Annotated in this window: 17 protein-coding genes and 1 tRNA gene; 6 read left to right on the top strand and 12 right to left on the bottom strand. The window is 63.8% G+C overall.

Features of this window, described 5'->3' with window-relative positions; genetic code table 11:
* Window positions 1–67 precede the first annotated feature (67 nt).
* The 4 genes from L284_RS28455 (at window position 68) to hflX (ending at window position 5,871) form a co-directional block, all read left to right on the top strand.
* Window positions 68–2,257, top strand: a complete 2,190-nt coding sequence (locus tag L284_RS28455) for a sensor histidine kinase (protein WP_040712460.1) — start codon at window positions 68–70, stop codon at window positions 2,255–2,257.
* A gap of 58 nt (window positions 2,258–2,315) precedes the next feature.
* Entirely contained in the window at window positions 2,316–3,713 is a 1,398-nt protein-coding gene (ntrX, locus tag L284_RS28450; protein ID WP_021232685.1) for a nitrogen assimilation response regulator NtrX, read from the top strand.
* Between the two features lie 193 nt (window positions 3,714–3,906).
* Window positions 3,907–4,506, top strand: coding sequence for an RNA chaperone Hfq (gene hfq / locus L284_RS28445; protein ID WP_021232684.1), 600 nt, complete (start codon window positions 3,907–3,909; stop codon window positions 4,504–4,506).
* Window positions 4,507–4,530: 24 nt separating this feature from the next.
* Window positions 4,531–5,871, top strand: coding sequence for a GTPase HflX (hflX, locus tag L284_RS28440; protein WP_021232683.1), 1,341 nt, complete (start codon window positions 4,531–4,533; stop codon window positions 5,869–5,871).
* Here hflX and mazG read toward each other — a convergent pair.
* The 9 genes from mazG to L284_RS28400 all read right to left on the bottom strand — a co-directional run bounded on the left by mazG (window position 5,848) and on the right by L284_RS28400 (window position 14,027).
* Window positions 5,848–6,636, bottom strand: coding sequence for a nucleoside triphosphate pyrophosphohydrolase (mazG, locus tag L284_RS0123715; RefSeq protein WP_031341507.1), 789 nt, complete (start codon window positions 6,634–6,636; stop codon window positions 5,848–5,850). The two genes, hflX and mazG, sit on opposite strands and share 24 nt — an antisense overlap.
* Before the next feature lie 49 nt (window positions 6,637–6,685).
* Entirely contained in the window at window positions 6,686–6,871 is a 186-nt protein-coding gene (locus tag L284_RS28435) for a hypothetical protein (RefSeq protein ID WP_021232680.1), read from the bottom strand.
* Window positions 6,868–7,647: an MBL fold metallo-hydrolase gene (locus L284_RS28430; RefSeq protein ID WP_021232679.1), complete on the bottom strand. Its 780-nt coding sequence runs from the start codon at window positions 7,645–7,647 to the stop codon at window positions 6,868–6,870. Before L284_RS28430 ends, L284_RS28435 begins: the two co-directional genes overlap by 4 nt.
* Window positions 7,644–8,420, bottom strand: a complete 777-nt coding sequence (locus tag L284_RS28425; RefSeq protein WP_021232678.1) for a TatD family hydrolase — start codon at window positions 8,418–8,420, stop codon at window positions 7,644–7,646. The genes L284_RS28430 and L284_RS28425 overlap by 4 nt, the downstream gene beginning before the upstream one ends.
* Window positions 8,420–9,994 (bottom strand): methionine--tRNA ligase, encoded by a 1,575-nt coding sequence (metG, locus tag L284_RS28420; RefSeq protein ID WP_021232677.1) that lies wholly within the window; start codon window positions 9,992–9,994, stop codon window positions 8,420–8,422. The genes L284_RS28425 and metG overlap by 1 nt, the downstream gene beginning before the upstream one ends.
* Before the next feature lie 30 nt (window positions 9,995–10,024).
* Window positions 10,025–10,999, bottom strand: coding sequence for an AAA family ATPase (locus L284_RS28415; RefSeq protein ID WP_021232676.1), 975 nt, complete (start codon window positions 10,997–10,999; stop codon window positions 10,025–10,027).
* A complete protein-coding gene (gene tmk / locus L284_RS28410) occupies window positions 10,996–11,631 on the bottom strand; it encodes a dTMP kinase (protein ID WP_021232675.1) in 636 nt (211 codons plus the stop codon). The genes L284_RS28415 and tmk overlap by 4 nt, the downstream gene beginning before the upstream one ends.
* Window positions 11,628–12,800 carry a D-alanyl-D-alanine carboxypeptidase family protein gene (locus L284_RS28405; protein ID WP_021232674.1) on the bottom strand — a complete coding sequence of 391 codons (1,173 nt, stop codon included), beginning with the start codon at window positions 12,798–12,800 and terminating at the stop codon, window positions 11,628–11,630. The genes tmk and L284_RS28405 overlap by 4 nt, the downstream gene beginning before the upstream one ends.
* Window positions 12,801–13,043: 243 nt before the next feature.
* Window positions 13,044–14,027, bottom strand: coding sequence for a lytic murein transglycosylase (locus L284_RS28400; RefSeq protein ID WP_407635831.1), 984 nt, complete (start codon window positions 14,025–14,027; stop codon window positions 13,044–13,046).
* 292 nt (window positions 14,028–14,319) lie between these two features.
* Here L284_RS28400 and L284_RS28395 point away from each other — a divergent pair.
* A tRNA-Ser gene (locus tag L284_RS28395) sits at window positions 14,320–14,409 on the top strand.
* A 326-nt stretch (window positions 14,410–14,735) separates the two neighbouring features.
* A complete protein-coding gene (locus L284_RS28390) occupies window positions 14,736–16,250 on the top strand; it encodes a two-component system sensor histidine kinase NtrB (protein WP_021232672.1) in 1,515 nt (504 codons plus the stop codon).
* A 6-nt stretch (window positions 16,251–16,256) separates the two neighbouring features.
* On the opposite strand, the gene L284_RS28385 is transcribed toward L284_RS28390, so the two are convergent.
* The 3 genes from L284_RS28385 to L284_RS28375 are packed head-to-tail and all read right to left on the bottom strand — an operon-like array spanning window position 16,257 to window position 20,259.
* Entirely contained in the window at window positions 16,257–18,509 is a 2,253-nt protein-coding gene (locus L284_RS28385) for a xanthine dehydrogenase family protein molybdopterin-binding subunit (protein ID WP_021232671.1), read from the bottom strand.
* On the bottom strand, window positions 18,506–18,979 hold the full coding sequence (locus tag L284_RS28380) for a (2Fe-2S)-binding protein (RefSeq protein ID WP_021232670.1): 474 nt from the start codon (window positions 18,977–18,979) through the stop codon (window positions 18,506–18,508). The genes L284_RS28385 and L284_RS28380 overlap by 4 nt, the downstream gene beginning before the upstream one ends.
* Window positions 18,976–20,259 (bottom strand): c-type cytochrome, encoded by a 1,284-nt coding sequence (locus L284_RS28375; protein ID WP_021232669.1) that lies wholly within the window; start codon window positions 20,257–20,259, stop codon window positions 18,976–18,978. Before L284_RS28375 ends, L284_RS28380 begins: the two co-directional genes overlap by 4 nt.
* Between the last annotated feature and the right edge of the window lie 87 nt (window positions 20,260–20,346).

Genomic DNA, 20,346 nt, shown 5'->3' with positions numbered 1-20,346 from the left:
TTGTAACGGTGCAACGATGAGCGAGACACTGGTCCACAAACGCGCCTGGCCGCGCTGGTGGCGGCGCATGCAGGTTGCTGCCCGCCGCGCGAACTTTTTCGCCATCATCGAATTGCTTTCAATCGCAGCCTTCGTCCTGATGACGGCGATCACCTGGCTCGCGCTGAACTCGCGGGACAAGGGTCAGCTGCTGCCTTCGGATCTCACCGCGACGCTGCTGGTCGGCACGCTGGTTCCAGCCATGGCGATTCTGGTGCTGCTCGGCCGGCGCATGGCCCTGCGCCGCGCTGCCGAGAACATCGGCGGCACCGGCCAGATGCACGTCCGCCTGGTCTTCATCTTCTCGCTGATCTCGGCGGTCCCTACGCTTCTGGTGGTGGTCTTCGCGTCATGGCTGTTCCAGTCGGGCGTGGAGTTCTGGTTCTCGGATTCCTCGCGTGGATTGCTGGAAAACGCGAACAAGCTGGCGCGCGGCTATTACGAGCAGACGCAGCGCGAGGTCGGTTACGAGTCCGCCGCGATGGCGTACGATACGCGCAACGAACTGGCCGTTTCTCCCATCGCCAGCGACTATTTCCAGCGCTTCTTCGCCAGCCAGGTCTACAAGCGCAATCTTTCGGTCGCGGCGATCATCCAGATCGCCGGCGACGGCAGCCAGCGCACGGCGATCATTGTCGATCCGGAAGGTAAGGCCGAGGACCGGCGCATCTCGCCCGAAGTGCAGGACCGCCTGGCGAAGGGCGACCAGTACGTCGTCACCTCGAACAACGACCGCATCGTTTCGGTCGTGCCGATCAACAAGGAATCCGGTGTTTTCCTCTACGCGGCGCGGAGTTCCGATCTCCTGGCGCTCAGCCAGGGGCAGCGGGCGGAGAACGCGGAGAATATCGTCCAGGCCTACGAGGTTCTGACAAGCCGTGCGCGCGTGCTGCAGCTTCGCTTCAACGTGGCGCTGTTCATCGCTTCGCTGGCGCTCGTGGGTCTGGCCGTATGGTTCGCGCTGCGTTTCGCCGACCGGCAGGTGAAGCCGCTCTACGAACTTGTCGATGCGGCGCGCAGGGTGGGCAGCGGCAATTTCTCCCTGCGAATCGAAGGGCGCACCGGCGCCGACGAGATCGGTTTGCTGAACCGCGCCTTCAACCGGATGACCGCGCAGATCGAGAAGCAGACTCAGGCGCTGCTCGGTGCGAACCGGCAACTTCACGAAAGACGCGTCTTCATCGAAGCGGTGCTCGAATCGGTCACATCCGGCATCATCTCGCTCGATACCGAGCGGCGCATCCTGCTGATGAACAGCACTGCGCAGAAGCTGCTGACCGCGCGGGCCGACCTTCCCGAAGCCATGCCCCTGGCCGAGCTGGCGCCGCAGATCGCGGCGCTGATCGAGCAGGGCAGCTCCGGCGGTATCGTCCAGTACAATCGCGAAGGCGATCTGCTGACCTTCGCCGTGAAGGTCAGCCGCGATGCTACCGGCTACGTCATCACGTTCGAGGATATCACCCGGCAACTCCTCGACCAGCGCACCGCCGCCTGGTCCGACGTGGCCCGCCGCATCGCGCACGAGATCAAGAACCCGCTCACGCCGATCCAGCTCGCGACGGAGCGGCTCAGCCGCCGCTATCGTAAGCAGATCGTCGACAATCCCGAGCTTTTCGAGGATCTCACCCGCACGATCATTCGGCAGGTCGGCGAACTGCGCAAGATGGTGGACGAGTTCTCCTCGTTCGCGCGGCTGCCCAAGCCGGTGTTCCGCTCGGAAGATCCCGTCGCCCTGACGCGGCAGTCGCTGTTCCTCCAGGAAATAGCCCGCCCGGATATCGATTTCAGCTTCAGCAGCGATCCCGGCATCCGGGCGATCGACTGCGACCGCCATCAATATGGCCAGGCTATGACCAATGTCCTCAAGAACGCGGTCGAGGCAATCGAAGCGAAAGCCAAGGAAGCTGACGGACATTATCGCGGCGCGATCTGCGTCACCGTGGAGTCCGTTCCCGATGCGATCCTGGTTAGCATAGCCGATAACGGCATCGGTCTGTCGCAGGACCGCGAGCGCATCATCGAACCTTACGTCACCACGCGCGAGAAGGGCACCGGGCTCGGGCTGGCGATCGTCAACAAGATCATAGAGGAACACGGGGGCGAGATGCTGTTCATGCCGACTCCCGGCGGGGGCACTACCGTCTCTATGCGTTTCGCCACCGATCCCCTGGCGCACGATCCCGTTACCGGCGCCCGCAAGCAGGAGGCCGCCGAATGATCCCGGCCGGTCGCAACCTGCTTTCCCCGTCCATCACCCTCACCAAGAAGACAAAGCCATGGCTCTTGAAATCCTGATCGTCGACGACGAACGCGACATCCGCGAACTGGTTGCAGGCGTGTTGAGCGACGAAGGTTACGAATGCCGCACCGCCGGCGACAGCGAAGCCGCCCTTGCTGCGATCGACGCGCGCCGGCCTTCGCTGGTGCTGCTGGACGTATGGCTTCACGGCAGCCCCATGGACGGGCTGGAAGTGCTGGACGCCATCAAGGCGCGCGAGCCGGAACTGCCGGTCATCATCTTCTCCGGTCACGGCAATATAGACACGGCCGTGGCCGCGATCAGCCGCGGTGCGGTCGATTTCATCGAAAAGCCGTTCGAAGCGGAGAAACTGCTTCATCTCGTCGGCCGCGCGACCGAGACGGAGAGATTGCGGCGCGAAAATGCGCAGCTTCGCCACGATTTCTCGATCGGGGAAGAGTTCACCGGATCGAGCGGGTCGATCAACCAGGTGCGCGCAACCTTGAAGCGGGTGGCCAATACGGGGAGCCGACTGCTGATCACTGGTCCGGCCGGATCGGGCAAGGAAGTCGCTGCCCGTCTCCTCCATGCCTGGAGCCCGCGCGCGGGTAACGCCTTCGTCAGCGTCAATTCCGCGCGCATCACGCCGGAGCGTTTCGAGCAGGAGCTGTTCGGCGAGGAAGCGGACGGCGCTCTCATCCGGCCCGGCCTGCTGGAGACTGCCGACAGCGGGACGCTCTACTTCGATGAAGTCGCGGACATGCCGCTCTCCACTCAGGCCCGAATCCTGCGGGTCTTGACCGATCAGGCCTTCGTGCGGGTCGGCGGTACGCGCCAGATTCGCGTGGATGTGCGGGTGGTGTCGTCCACCTCGCGCGATCTCGAAAAGGAGATCGCCGAGCGCCGCTTCCGCGAAGACCTGTTCTATCGGCTCAATGTCGTACCCGTGACCATCCCCGCTCTGCGGGAAAGGCGGGATGATATCCCGGCCCTGGTCGACCATTTCTTCGCCCGCTACGCCAACGAGCAGGGGGTCTCCCCGCCGGTGGTCAGTGCCGAGGCCATGACTGCCCTTCAGGCCTACGAGTGGCCCGGCAACGTCCGGCAGCTTCGCAACGTCGTCGAGCGCACGGTGATCATGGCGCCGCGCGAAAAGCTGGCGCGGATCGAGGCGGACATGCTGCCGCCGGAGATCTTCAACAGCCGCGGGAACGGAGACGCGGGCGTCTCGGTCATGATGAGCGCGCCGCTGCGCGAAGCGCGGGAGAGTTTCGAGCGCGAGTATCTGCGCGTCCAGATCCGCCGCTTCTCGGGCAACATTTCGAAAACGGCTTCGTTCATCGGCATGGAACGCTCGGCGCTTCATCGCAAGCTCAAGCTGCTGGGCATGGCCGACCGCCGCGAAGGCGAGCAGGAAGGTGACGAGCAGATCTGACGAGACCCAGGGAAAACAAGCGGTTCTTGGCCCCGACCAACTGGTTTTCCGAAACGTGTCACAAGAATGCTACATTTTCCGCGTTTACTGCATTGCAGCAAATCGCTAGATTTCGATTCGAGAACGGTCTCGGGAAGTTCCGATGGCCAGATCGCGGACCGCAAAGCGGCCGCCAAAAAGAAGGAGAAATGATATGGCCGGCCGTACGCTGACCGCTCGTCCGCGAACCACGACCCCGGAGGCTGAAACCGAAGCCGAAGCGGCGCCTGCCAAGGCTGCCGTGGCACCGCCTCCGATTGCCGCCGGAACTTCGGCAGGGAAAGGGCAGAACCTCCAGGACCAGTTCCTGAACCTCCTGCGCAAGAACAAGACCCCGGTGACCATGTTCCTGGTGAAGGGCGTGAAGCTGCAGGGCATCGTTACCTGGTTCGACAATTTCTCGATCCTGCTGCGCCGCGACGGCCAGTCGCAACTCGTCTACAAGCATGCGATCTCGACGATCATGCCCTCGACCCCGGTCGATGCGCGCCAGTTCTCGAGCGGCGCGGACAACGGCAAGAAGACCCGTGTTCTTCAGGACGTGTTCCTTTCCAGCATTCGCAATGCCGGCGTTCAGGTCACGATGTTCCTGATCAACGGCGTCATGCTTCAGGGCCGCGTGGCGGCTTACGATCTGTTTTGCATGCTGCTGGAGCGCGAAGGCTACGTCCAACTCGCCTACAAGCATGCCGTTTCGACGATTCAGCCCGTGACTCCGGTCGACCTTCAGGCGCATGAAGAAGCCGAAGACTGAAACGCTACGGGAAGCTGAACCGATTTGAACGATGAACTCACAGGCGAGGTCACGCGCGGCGCGCGTGCCCTCGTCGTCTATCCGCAGATGCGTGGCAGAGGGGATCTCGATCCCGAAGCGCGTCTCGAAGAGGCCAGGGGCCTTGCAGCAGCCATCGGCCTGGTCGTGGCGGAAGCCATGGCGATCCCGATCCGCGAACCCCGGGCCGGCACGCTCTTCGGTGAAGGGCAGATCCAGAACATCTCTGTCGCCTGCGAGTTGAACGAGGCGGAACTGATCATCGTCGACGGTTCGCTGTCGGCGATCCAGCAGCGCAATCTCGAAGAGAAACTCAAGCGCAAGGTTATCGACCGAACTGGCCTGATCCTCGAGATCTTCGGGGAACGCGCGGCCACGGCGGAAGGCCGGCTGCAGGTCGAACTGGCGCACCTGGACTACCAGGCCGGGCGTCTGGTGCGCAGTTGGACTCACCTGGAACGGCAGCGCGGCGGCTTCGGCTTCCTGGGCGGGCCCGGTGAGACGCAGATCGAAGCCGACCGCCGGATGATCCGCGATCGCATGGCCAAGATCCGGCGCGAACTGGAGCAGGTGCGCCGCACGCGCGGGTTGCACCGCGACCGCCGCGATAAGGCGCCTTGGCCGATCGTCGCCTTGGTCGGCTATACCAATGCAGGCAAGTCGACGCTGTTCAACTACCTGACCGGCGCCGAGGTCATGGCCGAGGATCTGCTTTTCGCCACGCTCGATCCCACCATGCGCGCGATCCGTCTGCCGGCGGTGGAGAAGGCGATCCTCTCCGACACCGTCGGCTTCATCTCGGACCTGCCCACCCAGCTGGTGGCCGCCTTCCGCGCGACCCTGGAAGAGGTCAATGCAGCGGACGTCATCCTTCACGTGCGCGACATCGCCAATCCCGACACCGAATCGCAGAAGCGCCAGGTTCTGGACGTGCTTGCCGATCTGGGCGTGATCGATGGGGAAGGGGGCAGCGAGGAAGAAGGCGAAACTGCCCTGGGAATCCCCATCATCGAGGTCTGGAACAAGTGGGACCTGCTGACGCCGATGCAGGCGGACGAGCTCCGGGACGTCATGGCGCAGCGACCCGATGAGGTGATCGTGCCTTTGTCCGCCCGTACCGGGATGGGCTGCGAGTTCCTGCTCGAAACGATCGGTGCCACGCTGACCTCGGATGCGAAAGTGTACACTTTCGTGATTCCGGCGGCCGATGGGCAGCGTATCGCTTTTCTGCACGCCCGCGGGGAGGTCCTGTCGGAAGAAGACGCCGGCGCAGGGGACCAAGGTCCCTTGCTGCGCCTTCAAGTCCGGCTTGCCGAGCGTGAACTAGGTCGTTTCAGCGCGCTCTGACGCCTTCACCATTTGCCAGTAAGCCTCCTGCTCGCCGAGCGGGAGGCTTTCGAACGCCTTTCCGTCCCGATGAGCGAATGCTTCCATCGCCCTAAAGCGGCGCTCGAACTTTGCGTTGGCGGCGCGCAGGGCATCCTCGGGCGCCATGCCATGAAGGCGGACGAGATTGACGGCCGCAAAGAGCAGGTCGCCGGCTTCCTCCAACTTTTCGGTCTCGGAAGCTTCGGCGAGTTCGTCCATTTCCTCGTAAACCTTCGCCGCCGCGCCGCTCGGCTCGGGCCAGTCGAAGCCGACGCGCGCCGCACGCTTCTGAAGTTTCTCCGCGCGCATGAGCGCGGGCAGCGAGATCGCCACGCCATCGACCGCGCTGGTTTCGCCTTTCGCGCTGCGCTCCTTGGCCTTCAATTTTTCCCATCGATCGACCTGAGCATCTTCGCTCGTGTCCTCACCGAAAATGTGCGGGTGGCGCGCTTCCAATTTGTTCGAAATAGATTGCGCGACATCGCTGAAAGCAAAATGGCCGGCTTCTTCCGCCATGCGGGCGTGAAAGACGACTTGCAGCAGGAGATCGCCAAGTTCGTCTCGCAAGCCGACCAGATCCTCACGAGCTATGGCATCTGCAACTTCGTAGGCTTCCTCGATGGTATAAGGCGCGATCGTAGAGAAGTTCTGAGCCAGATCCCATTCGCAACCGGACACCGGATCACGAAGGCGGGCCATTATACCAAGGAGACGGTCGAGCTGCTGATGGCTATGGTCTGTCATGAGGGCTGATAATACATCTTATGTTAAATGAGATTGTTGGCGGGGCGGGTCACTGACGAATCTGGAAGCCGCTAACCCGGATGATCAGCACCAGTCCAACGATGATCGCTGTCCAGATGAGTGCCAGCTTCACCATCTTGCCCATCGGCATCGATCGAAAACGCGAGCCATTGGTTACCAGAATGAGCGATCCGATCACGGAGATTACGGCGACGATCATCCCGGTCTGGTTCATGGTACGATTGTCATCCCGTCATAAGCGACCCGTACGTTCTCGGGCACTTCGTCGCCGAGTGTCGCATAATCCATGCTCTTGTCGAGGTGTGTTAGGACGGCTTGGCCCACGCGGCAGACTTCCGCAACTTCCAGCGCCATGCCAAGGTGCGCATGTGTCGGGTGCGGTTCTCGGCGCAGGCAGTCCACGATCAGCAGATCTGCGCCGTAGCACAAGTCGATCATGCCTCGTGTGATTTCACTGAAATCCGTCATGTAGCAGACCGATTTACCGTCACAATCGAAGCGGAACCCGGTCGACTCAGCCGGTCCATGCGGCATCTGCGTGTGATCGACGCGGAACCCCTCGCAGAGTCGCAAGGTGTCCAGGTTGTCGAGTGCGATCAACGTCGGATAGCCGAACTGTCCTGCAAAGACGTAGCCGAAGCGCTGGCGCAGCCGCCGTACCGTTTCCGAGTTGGCGAATCCCGGGATCGGGCCGGCGCGGCCGTAACGCAGCGGCCGAAGGTCGTCGATGCCATGGCAGTGGTCCGCGTGATCATGCGTCCAGAAGACGGCATCGATGCTGTGGATGTCGTTTGCCAGCAACTGCGCGCGCAGATCGGTCGGCGTGTCCACGAGAATACGGCTGCCAGCATCGCTCTCCAGCAGGATGGCAACGCGCGTCCGCCGATTTTTCGGCTCGTTGGGATCGCAAAGGCCCCAGTCCGCGCCAAATTCGCCGCCGAGCCGAGGAACGCCCGTCGAGGTGCCGCTCCCGAGGATAGTGACTTTCACGCGGCGGCTTTCTTGAACAGATTGAAGAAGTTACGCGTCGTTGCTGCGCCCAGTTCATCGGTCGATGTGCCGCGCAGATCGGCAACGAACCTAGCCGTATCCGCCGTGTAGGCCGGCTCGCATCTTTTGCCGCGATGCGGCACAGGGGCCAGGAAAGGCGAATCCGTTTCCACCAGGATGCGATCGGCCGGAATGGTGGCGACAACCGCCTGCAGGTCCTGGGCATTCTTGAAAGTCACGATACCGGATATGGAAATCGAAAGACCGAGATCGAGCACCTTGCGCCCGAAATCCGCACTGGCAGTGAAGCAGTGGATCAGCGCCGGGAAGCCGCCCTTCCCCATCTCCTCGTCGAGAATGCGGAAAGTGTCCTCCTCGGCGTCGCGCGTATGGATGATCAGCGGCAGTCCGGTTTCACGCGCCACCGAGATGTGCGTGCGGAACAGGGCCTGCTGAACTTCGCGGTCGGACTTGTCGTAATAGTAGTCGAGGCCGGTCTCGCCGATGCCCACGACCTTGGGATGCTTCGTCGCTTCCAGCAGGGCAGCTTCGCCAAGGTCCGCATGCTGGTCGGCCTCGTGGGGGTGGATACCCACCGAGGCCCAGACGTCGGCATGACGTTCCGCCGTGGCGACCACCCTGTCCCACTCGCTGCGGCGGGTGGAGATGTTGAGGAACCCTTGAACGCCTGCCGAACGCGCGCGATCGAGCACGCCGCCCTGATCCTCCACAAGGCCTTCATATTCCAGATGGCAATGCGAATCTATCAGCATCACGCAGGCGTTTCCTCCGGCAGTTCCAGGCGGGGGAATACGCCGACGGGCTTTTCGACCTTGTAGCCGCTTGCCGCCAGGCTTTCGAACCATTTGCTATCGCCGAGTGCGGCAAAGTCGCGCGCCTCTGCGCTTACACCCATCTGGTCGAGCAGTCGGTCGATGGATCCGGGAACGACCGGACGAACGGCGATCGCAAGGTCGCGCACGACCCGGAACAGCATCATGAGCACCGCTTCCATGCGCTCGGGGTCCGACTTGCGGAGGGCCCAGGGTGCCTGTTCGTCGACGTACTGGTTGCAGGCGAAGACCGCTCGCATCCAGGCCTCGAGTCCCTCGCTGAAGGAAAGCGCGTCGAAGCTGGCACGCAGACCGGCGATACCGTCAGCCACCGCCGCCAGCAGCTGCGCGTCGGCTTCGGTCTGCGGGAGACCGGGCTTGAGAACGCCGTCCATGTTCTTGAAGATCATGGAGAGGCTTCGCTGCGCAAGATTGCCGAAGCTGTTGGCAAGCTCTGCATTGGCGCGGGTGACGATGGCTTCAGGCGACCACGAGCCGTCCTGGCCGAATGCTACCTCTCGCAGGAAGAAGTAACGCAGGGTATCGATCCCGAACGTCTCGGCCAGAGCGATGGGATCGGTCACGTTGCCAAGCGATTTCGATTCCTTCTGGCCGCGATTGAGGACGAAGCCATGGCCGAACACCTGCTTGGGCACGGCAAGGCCGGCGCTCATGAGGAAGGCGGGCCAGTATACCGTATGGAAGCGAACGATGTCCTTGCCGATGAGGTGAACGTCGGCAGGCCAGAACTTGGCGAATTCGCTCGTTTCTTCCGGGAAGCCCAGGCCGGTCAGGTAGTTGGTCAAAGCATCGACCCAGACGTACATGACGTGTCCGGTATCTTCGGACCCGTTGCTTGCGGGAACCTTGATGCCCCAATCGAAACTGGTGCGCGACACCGAGAGATCGCGAAGACCTCCTTCGACGAAACGCAGGATCTCGTTCTTGCGGCTTTCGGGGCGGATGAAGTCCGCCGTGGTGTAGAGTTCGACCAGCTTGTCCTGATACCTAGAAAGGCGGAAGAACCACGATTCCTCTACGGTCCACTCCACCGGCGTGCCTTGCGGCGATAGCTTTTCCCCGCCCTCGCCCGCGACCAGTTCGCCTTCGTCGTAGTAGGCTTCGTCCCGAATCGAGTACCAGCCCTCGTAACGATCGAGATAGAGATCGCCGTTCGCTTCCATGCGGCGCCACAGTTCCTGCGAAGCGACGTGGTGACGCGGCTCGGTCGTGCGGATGAAGACATCGTAGTCGATATCAAGAGCGTCGCACATCGCCTTGAAATGCGATGACATTTCGGTTGCCAGATCAGCCGGTGTAGTGCCGAGGTCACGCGCCTTCTGCGCCATCTTCAGCCCATGTTCGTCGGTGCCGGTCTGGAACCGGACGTCGAAGCCCTCGGCCTTCTTGAAGCGGGCGATGACGTCTGCGGCGATCGCTTCGTAGGCATGGCCGATATGCGGCTTGCCGTTCGGATAGCTGATCGCGGTCGTGATATAATAGGGCTCGCCCATGCGGCGTCGCGCTTTCTTTTTCTGGAGGTCCTAGCGAGCCGTCTCTCTAGGCATCGCAGCCGACGCCAGCAACCCGCCAATTTCCATTATGAGGAGGCCCGCGTCGAAATTGTAGGTCGGAGCCTGGGCTGATAGCGTGACGAGCGCACCATGGGCATCGATCAACCGCCGCTGCTGCGCAGTGCTTGCATGAGGCAGATCGTTCGCAAGCGCCGCTCGCGCCATTTCGAGGGCAGCCAACTGGCGCTCCCGAGCCGGCCTTGCACCCATCTCTTCGGCAAGGCTGCCACGCAGCCGATAGTCGGCATCCCCCTCGTGCAGGATCTGCATCATCAGTCGGTGGATGCCGCCGAGGTCATGCTGGATGAAATTGAGCGCTATCCCCGGCGATCCCTGCGCCGCTGCGATGGCGGCCCGGCGTGTCTCTGCATCCGCCTCCGGCAGATCGCGGCGGATGACTTCCTCCAGTTCAGCCTCGTCGAGAGAGGCGAAGCGCAAGACGCGGCAGCGCGACCGGATGGTCGGCAGAAGCCGCCCGGGCTGGTGCGCAAGAAGCAGAAAGTAAGTGCCGGCCGGTGGCTCTTCCAAGGCTTTCAGAAGGGCGTTGACGGCGCCTTTCTCCATATCGTCGGCAGGGTCGATGATGATGGCGCGGCGATCGCCCATGGTCGGTTTCGTCGCCAGGCGGCGGATCATCTCGCGGACCTGATCGACGGAGATGTTCCGTTTCGTCTGGAACGGTTTGCCTTCCGCCTTCTTCTTGGCCTCATCGTCGTTGGCGGGCAGGTGCTCGAGGACATGAATGTCCGGATGCATCGCCGGATCGGGCCGCTGCTCGCCGGGTGCACGCACGAGCTCCGCCGCGGCCACCCGCGCGAATGCGGCTTTGCCCAGCCCCTTCCCGCCCGCGAGAAGCCAGGCGTGATGCATGCGATCCGAGCCGATCGCGGCGAGCCACTCCTGCCACGCAGCCCTCTGACCGACGAACGGCAGATCCTCGCTCATGAAAGCGTGCCGAGCGCCGCGACGATCAGGGCGCTGGTCTCTTCCAGCGTGCCATTGCCGCAAACGCGAGCAAACCGTTCCGGCTCGGCCTGCGCGAAACTGGCGAAGGCCTGTGCGACGCGGGCATGATAGGCGGCGTCGCGGCTGCCGATGCGGTCAGTTCCGCCCAGGTCGCGCCGGGCGAGCCGGGCTGCGGCAACCTCGGGAGCGACTTCGATGAGCACCGTCAGGTCGGGCAGCATCCCGGCGCTGCCGATCTCGTGAAGCTTACGCAGTTCCTCGTCCGTCAGACCGCCGCCCCCGCCCTGGTAGGCGCGGCTCGAATCCAGGAATCGGTCGCAGATCACCCACGCGCCCCGTTCGAGCGCGGGGCGGATCAGCTTCTCGACATGATCCGAACGGGCGGCAGCAAACAGCAGGGCTTCGGCGCGCGGACTCCATCCGGCCGCGTCCTCGCCGACGCCGTGGAGCACGAGCGCGCGGATCGCCTCGGCCCCGGCCGTGCCGCCCGGCTCCCGTGTGGTGACCACCTCCAGACCGCGTTCCCGCAGCGCCGCTGCCAGAAGGCGCGATTGAGTGGACTTGCCTGCCCCCTCGCCCCCTTCGAGCGCGATGAACTTTCCTCTGGTCATGCGAAGAAGCTGATAAGGCCGTTCATCAGTCTGTCCAGCGGTCCTGCGACGCCTACGTCCTTGCCTGCGTAGAGAGGAACCCGTCCGGGTGCCAGGCCTTCGACCTTGATCTCCAGTTCGCCGACCTGATCCCCCTTGCGGATGGGCGCGACCAGCGGTCCCCTGTAATGCACGGCAAGCGCGACTTTCTCGTGCCCGCCCTTGGGCAGCGTGGCATGAACCTCGCGATTGGCGACCAGCGGAACGGATCGTGCGTCCCCGCCCTGCACCTTGGCCTGGCTGACCGGTTGCCCCTGGTCGAACAGGTGGCGAGCCTCCCAGGCGGAGAATCCCCATTCCAACAGCGCTTTGGCGGCGTCGTCCCGGACCTTCGGCTTGGGCGAAGCGGCGAGCATCATCACGAGGCGCCGGCCGCCCCGCTCTGCCGTGCCGAGGAAATTATACCCTGCCTCGCGCGTGTAGCCGGTCTTGATGCCGTCCGCTCCGGGGACGACGCCCACCGTCGGGTCGTGGCTGCGCATGGCGACATCACGCCACATGTACCGCTTCACGCCGGAAAACTCGTGGTAGAGTTGAGGATGCCGCGTGATCATGGCGTCAGCCAGCTTCACCATGTCGCTGGCGGTGATGTAGGTCTGACCGTCGTCCATCCACCCGTTCGGGGTGTGATAACGGCTTCCGGTCATCCCGATGCGGCGCGCCGCTGCGTTCATCATATCCGCCCAGGCGGCGACGCTGCCGGCATAACCCTCGGCCAGCACCACGGCGCCGTCGTTGGAGGATGCCGTCATGACACCGTGCAGCAAGTCCCGGACGGTAGGTTGATCCTTTTCCGTCAGATACATGGAGGTACCTTTGGCGAACCATTCCTTGGCCGTTTCCGGTCGGACCGGCATGCGGCGATCCAGGCTGAGGCGCCCGGCGTCGATTTCTTCGAAAGCGACGAAGGCGGTCATGACCTTCGTGACCGAAGCCGGCAGGAACGGCACGTTGGGACGCCGCTGCACGAGCACCTGACCCGAGCCGATATCGACCAGGATGCTGACGGGGATCGGCGCCAGTTCCGGCGGCGGCGCGGGTATCGCGGCTTGTACCGGGCTTGAGATCGTGGCGGCAACGAGGCTTGCCGAGGCGGCGAGCGAGAGGGCAGACTTAAGACAGGATTTCAAGACGCGGCTTCTCCCCGCGAGCCGGAACGGCTGCGTTGGTGCGCGCGAAACGACCCTTTATCTCTCCGCGCGCTGGATTCGTGCGTCGCTATACCCTGCTGTCCGGGCCTTCTCCAGCGCTGCGGCAGCTTGTGCACGATTTGCGAAGGGCGCCGTCCACGCGGGCGTGATCATGCCCTGGAGACGCTCGCATCCCAAGTCGCCCTTCCCTGCTCCGCCCGCCAGCGATCAGCAAGGGCTCGGTCAGCGAGCAATCTCGTCTGCCAACAGTCCGACGGACAAGGCATAATAGTTCGAGCAATTGTATTGAAGGATCACACGATAGTTACCGGTCAGCAGGTAGGCCGAGGTTCCAGGGCCATCGGGCTGGAACAAGGAAGTGAGCACCGAGTCTCCGATCGGCTGCTGCGCTATCACGCCCAGAGCGCGCCATTCGGAAACCGTCTTCCACTGCCCGTGACGCGCATGGACCCGGTCGCAACTGGGAGCTGCCAGCTTGGTGGCGTAGGCATTGGCGTTGAACCCGGCCGGCACGGTGGCGCGAACGCCCCAGGGCTCCCCTTGCCGCCATCCTGCATCGCGAAAGTAATTTGCGATCGAAGCGATCGTGTCGGCCGGACTGGTGAAGATGTCGCGCGTACCATTGCCGTCGCCGTCGACGGCAAGGCGCAAGTAGACGCTCGGCAAGAACTGCGGATAGCCGAAGGCGCCGGCCCAACTGCCCTTCAGGCGATAGGTCGGCACACCTTGATCCACCATTTTGAGCAGCGCGATCAACTCTCCCTCGAACAAGGCGCGGCGGCGCCCTTCCCAGGCGAGAGTCGCGAGCGAGCGGGCAAGATCGAAGTCCCCGACGTAGCTTCCGTAGTTCGTTTCGTGCCCCCAGATCGCGAAGAGCACCGGTGCCGGCACGCCGTAGCGTCGCTCGATCGCGGGAAGCATGCTGGAAAGCTCGCCATAGCGCGAGCGGCCGCGGGCGATGATGCTGGAGCCGACATGTTGGGCGATGTAGGGCGCGATCGGCGGCGGCGTGGTGGAGCGGCTCGGTTGCGCCGAATCGAGTTCGATGACGCGCTGGTTGGGAGTAAGCCCAGTCAGCACGCGCGCGATCGTCGCCTCGCTCACGCTTTCGCGGCGCGCCCGCGCGCCTACGCTTTGCAGATAGCCCTGGAACGTCTGGCCCGCCACAGTCTGCGGCGCCGAGGTCTGGGCGGTGCTCTGGACCACCGGCTGCGCCTGCACCGAGGCGGCGGGAACGGCAAGGGCAACGGCGGCGAGAGGCGCAGCGACCGTTACGGCGAGGTTCTGATGCAGGGAACGCAGCTTCAAGGAGAAAGTCATCCTTGTAAATCTTGCACAATGCGGCCTCCTTGCAAATGGCTGGCGTGCATCGGCCGTGGACAGTCGCCGCAAGCCAGTGGCTTTCCGTCCGATCTCTCGCTCGGCCCAGCGCTGTGGATCGGCAGCGACAGTCCGCGCTTGCAAGCCGCCACGATTTGTCTATGCGCTCTTCCGACAAGGACAGGTGGCCGAGTGGTTTAAGGCAGCGGTCTTGAAAACCGCCGTGGGTGGAAGCTCACCGTGGGTTCGAATCCCACCCTGTCCGCCAGTTTCTGGAATGTCGTGACGACTCGCATCCGGTACGGGCGGACGACCTGATATCAGCCTAGCGTTCAGGGTAGGCTGCAATAGAAAAGTCAAAGCCTATAGCCGGGCCTCCAGTCACACCTGCTTGGTTCGCTGGCAGAGACTTTTGCGTCACCGCTCTGAATTGCTTGTTTGCAGGGCTTTATATCTCCTTGGTATCGTAGTATTTCATCACCTGGTCAGGCGCCAGGCATCCGATAAGCGAGTGACAGGCAGCTGCTCCGCGGAAGGATCTTGGCTTGGTTAGGTGGAAGAATGGGTCGGCTTAAGGTACTAAGCTCAGCCGGATTGGCGGCCGGCGTGTTTCTTCTGGACACCTACACCAACTTGGGCAGCGCGTTCGCTACGCTGTATTGCCTGGTCATCGTGATCGCCAGCACTACCGGCAGCGGCAGGTCTTCGCTCAAAACCTGGCCGATCTTATGCGTTGCGCTGACAATTCTTTCTTTTGCGGTCGTCCATGGTCGTCACCCTGACATAGCCGCGTTGCTGAGAATGGTGATCAGCCTGGCCGCGATCGGAGTCACCACTGCCCTGATGCGTCATCGAAAGATCATGGACGATCGCCTGCGGCGGGAGGAACTACATTACGAGGCGGTTTTCAACAGTCTGTCGATGGCGATCTGGGAGCACGACTTCCGGCCGGTGGCGGCAGAACTGAAGCGCCTGCGCGACAGCGGTGTCACGGACTTGCGAACCTACCTCAGGAACAACCCCGATTTCGTGATCAGGACCCGGCGGATGGTGCGCATAACCGACGCCAACCGGTCTGCCATCAGCATGATGGGCTTCAGCGGCAAGGACTCCTTCTTCGGGCGCCTGAGCGACTTTCTTCCCGAGTCCGACGAAAGCTTCGCCGACTGCCTTCTGGCAATCGACGAGCGAAGGGAGGTCTTCGAGACGGAAACGACCGTCCGCACAGCCAGCGGTGAACCGATCGATATCATCGTCACTTTCAGTCTGGCGCCGCACTTCCCTCTCGATCGCGTACCCGGCAGTATTCTCGACATCACCAAGCGAGGGCAACTGGAAAGGATCGTCGCGAGCACCCGGGCGCAGCTCGAGCGGGCGCAGCGAAGCGCCTCGGTGGCTGCCATGTCGGCGGCCATCGCGCATGAGATCAACCAACCCCTCGCCGCGATCCAGAATTTCGTCGACACGGCGACACGCTGGCTGCAACGCACGCCCCCGAACGTCGCAGAGGCTCTGGAAGCCTTGGGCAGTCTTCGGGGCTGCGCGCAACATGCTCATGAAGTCGTCAAGCGCGTGCGGGGCCTGGTGCGGGATTCAAGCGGCGAGATGCGAGAACTGGCTCTTCGCCCACTGATCGAAGAAATCGCCAAGGTCGCCCGGCTGGGCTTGCAACCGGGAAGCCGCATCGTCGTAGGACCGCTGTCGGATGCCTGCACGATCCTCGGCGACAGGATCCTCCTCCAGCAATTGTTTCTGAACCTGATCAACAACGCTTTCCAGGCCATGGAGAGCGACGCCGATATCGAGCGAGGCGTTCACATCATGGCTGAAAACGTCGGCCCGGACAAAGTCGTCTTGCGCGTTCGAGATCATGGCCCCGGTTGGGACCGTTCCCTGCGCGAACGGGCGTTCGAAAGCTTCTATTCCACGAAAACGGACGGAATGGGCCTGGGTCTGGCTATCTGCCAATCGATCGTGGAAGCCCACGGCGGCGAAATCCGATTGGACAATGACGTGGACCGGGGTGCGATCGTCGAGATCACACTCCCCACGATATTGCGAACGGCGCAGGCCGCAGTGCTCGACAGTCCTGCCGCAGTGGAGCCCTGAACGGCCTTAGCCGGCGTTGCCGATTGCAGCCTTCACTTTCGCGGGGGTCAGCGGCATGTCGCACAATCGAACGCCTGCGGCATCGGCGATGGCGTTCGCCAGAGCCGCCGAGGTCGGCCCCTGAGCGGCTTCGCCCGCGCCGAGAAACGGCAAGCCGGCGCTCTCGACGATATCGACGTCTATCGAACCGGGAACCTGGTCGAAGCGCAGGATTGGGTAAGTTCCCCAGTCGAAGCCGGTGCGCTTCGACGTGTCATACGTCATGTCCTCGTGGATCGCCCAGCTGAGTGACTGGATGATGCCGCCTTCGATCTGGTTGCGGATCCCGTTCGGGTTCGCCGGTTGGCCCGCATCGACAGCGGCGTTGACCCGGTGGATGGTGATTGCTCCCGTTTCGCGCTCGATCTCGATTTCCAGCGCGATGGCGCAGTAGGCGCCGCGATTCTTGTACCGCGCGAAGGCCATTCCGCATCCGCGCCGCCCGTCGCCGCGCAGCCGCTTGCTCCAACCGAACGCATCGGTGGCGCGCAGCATGACCGCGCGCGCGCGTTCGTCCTGCATGTGGGCGAGGCGGAATGCCAAAGGATCCACGCCGCCGGCTTTCGCCAGTTCGTCGAGCGCCGCTTCCATCGTGAAGATGTTGAGGTGAGCGCCCAGGGATCGCAGCGCCGAGACGCGCATGGGCATTTCGGGAACGAAGTGATAGCGGATGTCCATGTTGTTGAAGACATAGAGCGGATTGGCGTTCCGGTCTCCATCGCCTTCCGGCATGGGGATCGGCGCGGGAACCTGCATCGGGAAGCCCGGCACGATCTCCTGCGCGACCGCATAGCCCCCGGCCCCTACGGCCCGGTTGTTATGCGAATTGCTCCAGACTTCGTACTTCCAATGGGCGATCTTGTTGTCCGGTCCTATGGAAGCCTCGATTTGCGTGACCATCCCGCATCCGCAGGGTTCCCATCCGAATTCCTGCTCGCGCATCCATTGCAGACGGACGGGCACGCCGGGCAACTGCATGGCGATGAGGCCGGCTTCCGCAGTCGCGTCGTCCGCGCCGTTATGGCCGTAGCACCCCGCCGAAGGGGTATGGATCACGCGTACCTTGTCCGGCGCGAGGCCGACGAGTTCAGCGGTGGCGCGGTGCATGTCGAACACGCCCTGGCTGTGGGACCAGATGGTGAGTTCGCCGCCGTGAAGATGCGCCACCGCGCAGGACGGTCCGATCGAACCATGGCTATACCATGGCCGCGAGAAGGAGCCCTTGAACGTCCTGGTCGAGGCTTTGGGGCCGTCGTCGCTCTGCTCGACGATTATCTCGCGGCTCGCGAGCGACTGCAGCCGCCGAGGCCCCTGCTCGCCGGGCAGATCCGGCCCCGTTTTCACGTAGTCGCTCGTCTGCGCCACGCGCATGGCCTGGATCGCCTGCCACTCCTTGCGGGCGACGATGGCCAGGAACTGACCGTTCTGGATGATCCTGAGCACGCCGGGCATCTTCCGCGCCGCAGCGATGTCGGGCGCGGTGAGCCGGGTTCCGTAACTCGGCCCGCGAACCACGCGGGCATGCACCATGCCGGGAAGCCGCATATCCTGGACATAGGCCTCCCCGCCCGTGAGCTTCGCGGGTATATCGACGCGGCGGAAGTCGCGGTTCATCGTCCGGTAGCTCTGCGGCGACCGGCGCGGCGCATCGGCCACGGCCTCGACGTGAAGCGACAGCGCGCGCGCCGCTTCACCGTAGCTCACACGCCGCCCATCGCGCGCGGCGATGTGCCCGTCACCGGTCGTGTCGAGCTCTCGTACCGGAATCCCCAGGCGTTTCGCCGCAGCGCCGATGAGCAGCATCCGCACATTGGCGCCGGCATTTGCCAGGGCCGTGCCGCTGTCTTGCATCGAGTGGCTCCCCGCGGTCAGGCCTTCGTCGGGAGTCCGCCCGGTATCGGCGGTGATGAACGTGATGGCTGCCGGCGGCATGTCGAGTTCTTCCGCCACCACCTGCAACAGGGCCGTGCGGATGCCCTGCCCCAGTTCGGCCTTGCCCGAACAGACGGTGGCCTGTCCCTCGGCATCGATGCGGATCCAGGCATCGAGCCAGGGGTCGGTCTTGAGGCTGCCCTCCAGGTCGGGGCGCACCACCTTGGGACCCGCGCCGCCCTCGCCTCCGCCGACCGCATCGCCGAGAAGGCGCGACGTCATCGCGAAGGCGACGACCAGGGCGCCGCCGCTCAGGACCTTGCGGCGATCGAGAACCGGCGCGTTCATGCTGCCGCTCCCGCCGGTACGGCCGCGACGCGGCGAATGGCCCGAAGGATGCGCATATGAGTGCCGCACCGGCACAAGTTCGGCTGCATATGAGAGCGGATCTCCGCTTCGGTGGGGTGAGGATTTTCATCGAGCAGCGCCTGGGCGCGCATGATCATGCCCGCGATGCAGTAGCCGCACTGGGCCGCCTGCTCGTCCGCGAAGGCCTGCTGGAGCGGGTTCATCGAGTCCACCCCGCCGAGGCCTTCCACGGTACGGACCTCACGCTCGCCCACGGTGATCAGGGGCGTAAGACACGAATAGACCGCCTTGCCGCCCAGCTGCACCGTGCAGGCGCCGCATTGACCGAGGCCGCAGCCATATTTGGGACCGTTGAGGCCCAGTTCGCCTCGCAGCACATAAAGAAGCGGGGTCTCGGCCTCCGCATCGACGATGTGGGTCTTGTCGTTTACGGTGAGTTCGAAAGTCATGGCTGACCACCTTCCTTGCGGGCCTGGCGAACGTCGTGCTCAAGGTGGTTCCAGGCCGGTTTATGCGTGTAGCGGGTGCGGACGTAGCCGAGCACCGCCGCCACCTGACCGTCGGTCAGGCTGGGCGCGAATGCGGGCATCTTGGGGCCGCGGCCTTCCACGGGGGGCTCGATGCCTTGCAGGACGGCCTGAATGGCGCTGGTCGGCTCGCTGTCCGTCAGGTCGGTCGAAAGGCCGAGCGCAGGCCGTCCCTGCGACATCATCGGCGCACCGGGACCGTGGCAGCCAGCGCATGCGCCGGCGAAGATCCTGGCGCCTTCCGGAAAGGCCGCTACCGCCTCGGCCGGACGATCGACCGGTTCCGCCTCAGCCTTCGCAGGCGCGGCCTTCCCCATCTTTGCCGCGAAGTAGACGGAAAGCGCGCGCACTTCCTCCTCGGGGACGGAGGAAAGGCTTTCCACCACCGGTCCCATCGGACCGCCGGCGGCGCTGTGGTCCGGGGAAACGCCGGTGCGCAGGAACGTGTAGAGGCTATCGGCCGTCCATTTGCGGGCCGCCGGATTCTCTGCGTTCAGCGGGGGAGCCCGCCAGCCCTCGGCGATGCCGCCGGCATAGGCCTTCGAGGCCACTTCCGCACCCATGAGGTTTCGCGGCGTATGGCAACCGCCGCAGTGGCCCAGACCTTCTGCCAGATAGGCCCCCCGGTTGTATCGGGCCGACTGCCCGCTGTCGTAAGGGACGTCGCCGTGGCGAAGATAGAGAAACTTCCATCCGGCCAGAAGCGGGCGGAATCCCAGGGGGAAGATGAGCTTGTTGTCAGGCTTCGGTGCATGGACCGGGCGGCGCGTCATCAGATAGGCATAGATGGCCTGCAAGTCGCCTTCGGTGACATGGGTATAATGGTCGTAGGGAAGCGCTGGATAGAGATGGGATCCCGTTCGCGACACCCCGTCCCGCATCGCCCGCCGGAACGCCTCGTAGGACCAGTTGCCAATCCCGGTTTCCGCATCCGGGGTGATGTTGCTGGCGAACAGCGTCCCGAAGGGCGTCGCCAGCGGCCTGCCGCCGGCCAGCGCGCGTCCACCGGTAGCGGTATGGCACACCGCGCAATCGCCCAGCTTGGCAAGAATGGCGCCCTGGTTCACCTGAGCGGCCGGGAAGGAGCCAGCCTGCGGCCGATCGATCGCCGAAATCGTCGGCCTCCAGGTCAGGCCGAGCGCCAGGACACCTGCTGCCATGGCGGCCAGCATCGCCGTGCCTGCGAGACGTTTCCGGTTCATCGTACCTTGTCTTCCGATTGAGGGCGACCGGAGAATGTCCCCCGTCAGCATAACCACCGGCTACCGGACGGTTGCCGTCGTTCCAAT

The sequence above is a fragment of the Novosphingobium lindaniclasticum LE124 genome, from assembly GCF_000445125.1.
Lineage (GTDB): Bacteria > Pseudomonadota > Alphaproteobacteria > Sphingomonadales > Sphingomonadaceae > Novosphingobium > Novosphingobium lindaniclasticum.
The sequence above is the reverse complement of the archived record's forward strand: the minus strand, read 5'-3'. Positions and strand labels throughout refer to the sequence as shown.